General features: G+C 57.3%; 1 protein-coding gene. It reads right to left on the bottom strand.

Features of this window, described 5'->3' with window-relative positions; translation table 11 throughout:
* The coding region (locus MN204_RS20900) for a cbb3-type cytochrome c oxidase subunit I (RefSeq protein WP_249872969.1) at window positions 1-262 on the bottom strand (262 nt) is incomplete at both ends.

A 262-nucleotide genomic window follows, 5' to 3' on the forward strand; every position in this document is an offset into this window, starting at 1 on the left:
TCCAGTAATCGACCCCGACACCAGGGCTGTACTCTATTCCCGAGAGCGGCGGATAAGCCAGCCAACCTGTCTGCGCGAATTCACCGACGCCCAGAGAGATGTTAACCAGAATCACGCCCACAACCGTGAACCAGAAGCTCAGGTTGTTAAGGAACGGGAAGGCAACGTCGCGCGCGCCGATCTGCAGCGGAACCACCAGGTTCATCAGACCGATAACAAACGGCATCGCCACGAAGAAGATCATAATCACGCCGTGGGCGGT

It is taken from the genome of Oceanobacillus saliphilus (assembly GCF_023522835.1).
Taxonomy (GTDB): domain Bacteria; phylum Bacillota; class Bacilli; order Bacillales; family Amphibacillaceae; genus Oceanobacillus; species Oceanobacillus saliphilus.